General features: G+C 45.1%; 5 protein-coding genes. 1 reads left to right on the top strand and 4 read right to left on the bottom strand.

Features of this window, described 5'->3' with window-relative positions:
• Positions 1–58: 58 nt before the first annotated feature.
• The 4 genes from ABT56_RS17270 to ABT56_RS17255 all read right to left on the bottom strand — a co-directional run bounded on the left by ABT56_RS17270 (position 59) and on the right by ABT56_RS17255 (position 4,310).
• Complete coding sequence (locus ABT56_RS17270; RefSeq protein ID WP_047880160.1) at positions 59–2,206, bottom strand: YjbH domain-containing protein; 2,148 nt, start codon at positions 2,204–2,206, stop codon at positions 59–61.
• 122 nt (positions 2,207–2,328) lie between these two features.
• Positions 2,329–3,183 carry a capsule biosynthesis GfcC family protein gene (locus ABT56_RS17265; protein WP_169753944.1) on the bottom strand — a complete coding sequence of 285 codons (855 nt, stop codon included), beginning with the start codon at positions 3,181–3,183 and terminating at the stop codon, positions 2,329–2,331.
• A gap of 28 nt (positions 3,184–3,211) precedes the next feature.
• On the bottom strand, positions 3,212–3,925 hold the full coding sequence (locus ABT56_RS17260; protein WP_047880146.1) for a YjbF family lipoprotein: 714 nt from the start codon (positions 3,923–3,925) through the stop codon (positions 3,212–3,214).
• Positions 3,926–4,052: 127 nt separating this feature from the next.
• Positions 4,053–4,310: a hypothetical protein gene (locus ABT56_RS17255; protein ID WP_047880145.1), complete on the bottom strand. Its 258-nt coding sequence runs from the start codon at positions 4,308–4,310 to the stop codon at positions 4,053–4,055.
• An 841-nt stretch (positions 4,311–5,151) separates the two neighbouring features.
• On the opposite strand from ABT56_RS17255, the gene ABT56_RS17250 reads away from it, so the two are divergent.
• Positions 5,152–6,363: a polysaccharide export protein gene (locus ABT56_RS17250; protein ID WP_047880144.1), complete on the top strand. Its 1,212-nt coding sequence runs from the start codon at positions 5,152–5,154 to the stop codon at positions 6,361–6,363.
• The last annotated feature ends 38 nt before the right edge of the window (positions 6,364–6,401 follow it).

Below are 6,401 nucleotides of genomic sequence, written 5' to 3'. Positions count from 1 at the left end.
GAGGTGCGAGGTGCGAGGTGGGCCCAGTTGATGCCGGGCCCAGATAATTTATAGTGTGTTAGTTAATCGCTTTGCGCCCATACCAAGGACTACGGGCATCCGTAATGCTGTAGAGTTGATATTTACGATTAAGCATCTGGCCACCATCTCGAGAGAGTGGAAGCCATGAGATAGTTGCGCGATTGGTGCTTGGTTTTACAGTCATTACATCGAACGGAATCGAGATGTAAAAGCCCTTATTGAAGCTACCTTCACCAAACTCTTCTGCGGAGAGATCGGTGATGGCGGCAAATGCCCCGGCAATCACCCCGCTGTCGAACTGCTTGGAAAAGTCGATTGTGATCCCTTTATCTTCCGTTAAGTACTGTCCAACACTCACTTTAAATAGTGTATTTGGTAGCCATTGCCACTGAGGTTGGTAGTAAGCTGTCATATGGCCAGTCGGTGCGCCTGTTTGAACTCGGTAATGACGGTTTGTGATGGGGTCAAACTGCACTTCTTCGCTAAAGAACCCGAATTGAGAATCAGGATCTCGTTGGATGACATAGTTAAGATCCAAACCAAATGCCCAGTTGCTATTTTGTGGGCGGTAAAGTAATTCACCACCCACACCACCGAACATCATTTCTAGATAGCCACCATAGGTTTGGGCATACCAGTTCTCTGCGAGGCGATCCATCCAAGTGAGTTGTAAGTTATCCATTCGGACTGGATTATCGTTGATGTATTGGCGAACCAAGGTGCGAACGCGCTTAAGATCTGTACCATCAGGCGGTACTTCGTACAGGAATTTATCGTAATTATCGTAAATATTGAAGTAAACACCACCACTTAACTCAACGTGATCGCCGAACCAGTAATTGGCTCCGGCATTAATCCCGATATTGAACAGGTAGAAGTTTTCAGAACCACCAATCGATTGTTGCAAGGTTGGCGATAGGCTGACATCCCAGTTTTTGTCTGACTTGGCATAAAGCTTTCCATCAGGTTTAGTGGACGGGTTCAGCGTTGTGGCGTCACTGATCTTGGCACCGAAATATTCATGGTTGGCAACTTTTGTCAGTTGATGAGAGTCAATATTAGTGTCAGTAACCGCTTGGTGGTTGGCTGTTTCAATAATACGGTAAGTGTCAGCTTGTAGGCCGCTGTTCGCTAATATGGTTCCTGCGCGCAGATGGGCTTCATCACGGTTGCGGTATTTAGTTTGTGGTGCAACAACCGTTACAGTATCGTCGCTGGCGTAAAGTTTAGGGTCTTCATAACCGGCAATTTGATGCAAATCTTGTGCTAATTGCTCCCATTCGGAAGCGGTGAGAGTTTCTGCCGTTTTTTTGCCATGTTGACTTGGCTGATAGGTTGGAAGTGGCTCATCATGCCACATAGTGCGGAGTTTATTGAAGTTGGTATTTAGATTTACCCCGAAAGTCCAGGTATTACCGCGTTCATAGCTCAGGCGGGCATCCCCCCAATTACCAAGGCGGTAAAGTACACCATAATTGAATTTGCTGTCTTGGGTCATATCAATACCTCCTCGGGTTACCGGGAAGTCACTGAGGTAATCGTTGCCGTCATATTCCAGCTTCAGGCGCAGAGGCTGCCACGGGCTTTGGTATTCCACTCCGCCAAATACAGCGCTACAGCCGGTGAACCAGCGTTCGAAATCAACACTACCGCCATTGCCCTTGTAGCCCGTTCCTCGACCGCAATCAATGCTGCCTGATTTATCACCGGTTAAATTACCACTATTGCCGATATAACCCCAGCCTATACCCAGAGTGACATCAAAGGGACCTATGTGCTTGCTGGCGGCAATATATTCACCATCAAATAAACCGGTGCCGCCAAAATCACGTATACCAAACGCTGTTTCCGGTAGCCAGTAGCTCTCTTCTAACAAGCGAACTTTGAAATCGATGCCTTTGTCGGTGTATTTGGTATCTGCGCTGAAATCAGGGTTATCGCTATAGAGAAGATCATTCACTAGGGTGTAGCGAATGGTGGTCTCGAGCCAAGGTAATAGCTGCAGCGAGACATTGTAGTGCAAATATTCATTATTATAGGTTGCGCCAAGGGTTAACTCACCCTCTTTGGCAACTCGGCCTGATGGCATTTGAATTAGGCCGACGCCGCCAAAGTCACTTTGTGAGGGTTCAAAGTGCGGATAGCTGAATTCATCAGCATGGGCATTGCCAGCAAAGGTGAGCATGCCAATAGCTAGAGATGAGGAAATGGAAAGTGGGCCAGTTTTGGCTAATGCATGGCGAATAGCGTCGGACAACGCTGTTAATGGTAGTAAACCGGTATTAGAGAAAAAGGGAGTTGTTCGCATCACAGAGCCCGGTTCCTTAGTAAGTTAACAATGTCATCATTGAGCTGGCTAAAGCCAGATGGAAGATTATCAAAAGCGAGGTAAATCACTGATCCCGGAGCAATATCATGGTGGTTTTTATTCCAGTAGGCGATCGGGTGCTGCTCAACGTTTCCATCCGGTTGGATGACGGTGGCGTAGCTATTCTCCGCTGTTGCTGAAGGCATTGCCTTGTCAAGATAGCTTGCAGCATCCTGACGGATATGCCACGTTTGATAACCAGACTGTTTGACGGCACCCAGAACAAGTATTGTGCTTGGGCGGTTAGGCAATACCAATGTTAAGTCTTGGTTTACAAGAGGGTTTGCGTTCTTGTTAATCCGCACTCTGTCGTAATCAAGGGGAGTAAAAAGACGTTGGCCGATGACAAGGTTTAAAATTTGTTGTTGTAACTGATTATAAAATTCGGCCTCAGCAGCAGTCCCCGTCTGTGTGGCTAGCTGATTAAGTTTTTGTAAGACCTCATTTTTATTAGGGTGCTGTAGGGAGGAAAAAACGCTTGCCCCTGTCCAGTAAAGCTGCTCATTTAATGTTTCTTGCGACGACTGAGGAAGTTGGGAAATGTTGGCAAGCGTATCCGCTAAAATTTGCTCAAGTCTAATGGGTTCACGATAAGTGAGTATTAAATGGCTGCTATTTTTTGCTGAATGGTTACTGTTTTGTGGTGACAGAGAGTGATAAACGCGCATTTCTAATGATGCGTTGGCATCATGTGAAATGGTCTCTTTTGCCGAAAGAGGCATACAAGGAAGTAGCAAAACCGCACTGAATAATGCGGGGATTAACTTGCGGCAAACATGAAATGAATAGGGCATACAATATCTCATCATGGTTAAGCACTAGTTATGAGAAAGGTTTGAGTACAGTGAGGGTAACAACCGGTAATGTTGGCGCGAGATGCTGGGATGATTTCATTACCGTACCTGTAGTGGGGTTTAACCAATAATGGTTTTGGTAAGAAATATCAATAGTATCGAAATTGACGGTCTCGATGACATGCAGCGTTTCAACAGCGGTTTGATTGATAACAATGGTATTATTGCCTTGGAGACTAAAAGTAGAGTTACCAATATAGCCATAATGATAACCCGGTTGCCAATCATAGGTGGCTTGCCATTGATGTGGGGTATCGGATAGGTGCAAGCCCAAGGCTAATGGGTCGGGCTGGGCGCTGTGTACAGATACTAAATTACCCTGCGGTAAATTAAGTGTTTTAACCAGTCGGCCAGATTGAGTGACTAGCATACCTTTATCGGCAGACACCCATTTTAGTTGTTGCGGAGCAGGTGCTGTTGTTGGATTCGTAGAGAGAGTGTGCTCTTTTTCCGCTAAAGCCAATACCATGAATGCTTGGGGGCCATTATCGATTTGGGCATAGATGCTGGCATAAGGTGAGCGATTAATATCCTCACGCGTTAACGAAATATCAGGATCGCCAAATACCGCGAGCTTTATGGTGTCATTAACGTCATTGAATTTTTGGCTACAGCCACTGAGTGCCACTAAGAGTCCGGCTAGGCAGATCGGTTTGATGGCTGATGCTGGGGGTATGTTCATTTTTCTCGGCGTACTTTTGAAAGGGATCATCGGCTAACGTCCAAGTTGCCATACAAAATAGACAAAAAGCCAATCGTAAAACGACTGGCTTTTGATTATTGCAATTTAGCTCGCAAAATATCGAGTATTACTTCTGTGTAGATACTGATGTTGTGTTGTTGTTGTTTGCTGAATCCGCAACGGCAACAGCAGCAACGGCAACAGCTGCACCAGCGGCAACGGCTGTTGCAGTAATACCGCCGGTTGCAGCCGCTGTTGCACCAGCTGTACCCGCAGCCGCACCAGATGTAGAACCAGCTGTTGCAGCCGCTGTTGTTTCAGTTGCTGCAAAGGCAGCGCCAGAGAATGATAGGGCTGCGATAAGTGCAATAGCAGTCTTTTTCATTTTTAATTCCCTTATTGAAATTATGGAGTGTTATAAAAAATCCTAAAGAGGATTTAGTGATGTATATACCCAGGTGAGGCCGTATACCAATGGAGAATAGCCGTCTTGGGGACTTTTCTACATGGGGCGGTTCTTTAATGACCAAAGGTAAGAACTTATTTTAAATCAAAAACGATGAACGTTCTCTGATTAATGATATGAGTAATAAAGTTTTTCTGCAATCTCTGAATGATCTGTCCAGAAAGAAAATGCCTAAGCAGCGGTTTGAACCACAGAAATGTTGATATGTCTCTAACTTATCAAACAAGAATAGTGGAATAAGGAATATTTAACATACGGACGACGTGAAACTCCATGGTTTTTATCATGGGTTGGTCTTTAAGATGTTGAATTGTATTGATTTTTATTTTTTTTGATTGAGCGCATTGAAAATCGGGAAAAGTGATAAAACAAGATTCCTATCAGCAACAAAGAAGTGTAAAATGTTCTAAATTTGCGACTAAAAAATGTCGCATGGTCAAATAGCCAAGAAGCTTGGTTAGCCGTTAAGTTGAGTAGCTTTGCTATTCGTGCGGCTTAGCGTGATATAACAACAAAACAATAAAAAGCAACGTATGGTAAATTGGGAACCGTAACCTAAGGGCGGTAGCGTATAAAATCTCCATGTTTTGTCTTGTTAGCGCGGCCGTCTGTCACGGCCGTCGGTGTCGGTATAGCTTCTTAGGCCATGTTAGTCCCTAACTTCATTCTCAAATGCTTGCTCACATAGCAGGTATGAATACTCCGCTGTGTCTTATGGATCCCAAGGCACTCGTCATTATTTAATCAGTCTGATAATTATATGCATTTTACAAAGAAGATTCTTATTTCTGCCATGGCGACGTCCATGCTGGCGGGCTGCACTGTGCCGGGCTCAAACCTGACGGTTACTGATAAAAATGTAGTAGCAACGACAACAAATGGAAGTGAGCAGGAGCAAACGTGGAGTGAGCAGATTAATGTTTACCCGCTAACAGCGAGTCGAGTTAACGCGTTTAAGGCCAAACCGGTTTATTCTCAGGTGAATACGGCGTTGGATGCTGAGCTTGCTGGTTATCAATACCGTATTGGCACCGGGGATATTCTTAATATTACGATTTGGGATCACCCCGAATTGACTATTCCTGCGGGTTCGTACCGTAGTTCGGCAGAAGCTGGTAACTGGGTACATGCCGATGGCACGATTTTCTATCCGTATATTGGTGTGGTACATGTTGCAGGTAAAACAGTAACAGAAGTGCGAGACACGATTGCCACGCGTTTGGCTGAATATATTGAAAGTCCTCAGGTGGACGTGAATGTGGCGTCGTTTCGTTCGCAAAAAACATATATTACCGGTGAAGTGAATAAACCAGGGCAACAAGCCATTACGAACGTACCTTTGACACTATTAGATGCAGTGAATAAAGCGGGCGGTTTGGCAGATGATGCTGATTGGCGTAGCGTAACCCTGACTCGTAACGGAACAGAAGAGACACTGTCATTGTATGCATTGATGCAACGTGGAGATTTGACTCAAAACCGTTTGCTTCGCCCTGGCGATATTGTGCATGTACCACGTAACGACAGCCAAAAAGTCTTCGTAATGGGTGAGGTCAAAGAGCCTAAGTTGCTTAAGATCGACCGTGCCGGTATGAGCTTAACTGAAGCGCTTAGTAATGTGGGTGGGATTAACCAGCTTTCTGCGGATGCCACCGGAGTATTTGTGATTCGCAGTAATGTGAAAAAGCAAGGTGCTGTAGAGGCTAATACCAATACAGCGATTCCATCTGATCAGAATCAAATTCAAGCTCAAAATGAGCAGCAAGCAATTGCAAATGTGTACCAGTTGAATATTCAAGATGCTTCAGCCTTAGTAATTGGTACCGAGTTTGAGCTGCAACCTTATGACATTGTTTACGTAACGGCTGCGCCGATTGTGCGTTGGAACCGTGTTGTGACTCAACTTCTGCCAACGATCAGTGGCTTTAACGAGTTGACGGAAGGTGCGCTACGAGTACGCACTTGGCCGTAACCTAAAGTAGAGCTTTCTTGGATACAACTAATTAAATT

The organism is Photobacterium aquae (genome assembly GCF_001029445.1).
GTDB classification, from domain to species: domain Bacteria; phylum Pseudomonadota; class Gammaproteobacteria; order Enterobacterales; family Vibrionaceae; genus Photobacterium; species Photobacterium aquae.
The sequence above is the reverse complement of the archived record's forward strand: the minus strand, read 5'-3'. Positions and strand labels throughout refer to the sequence as shown.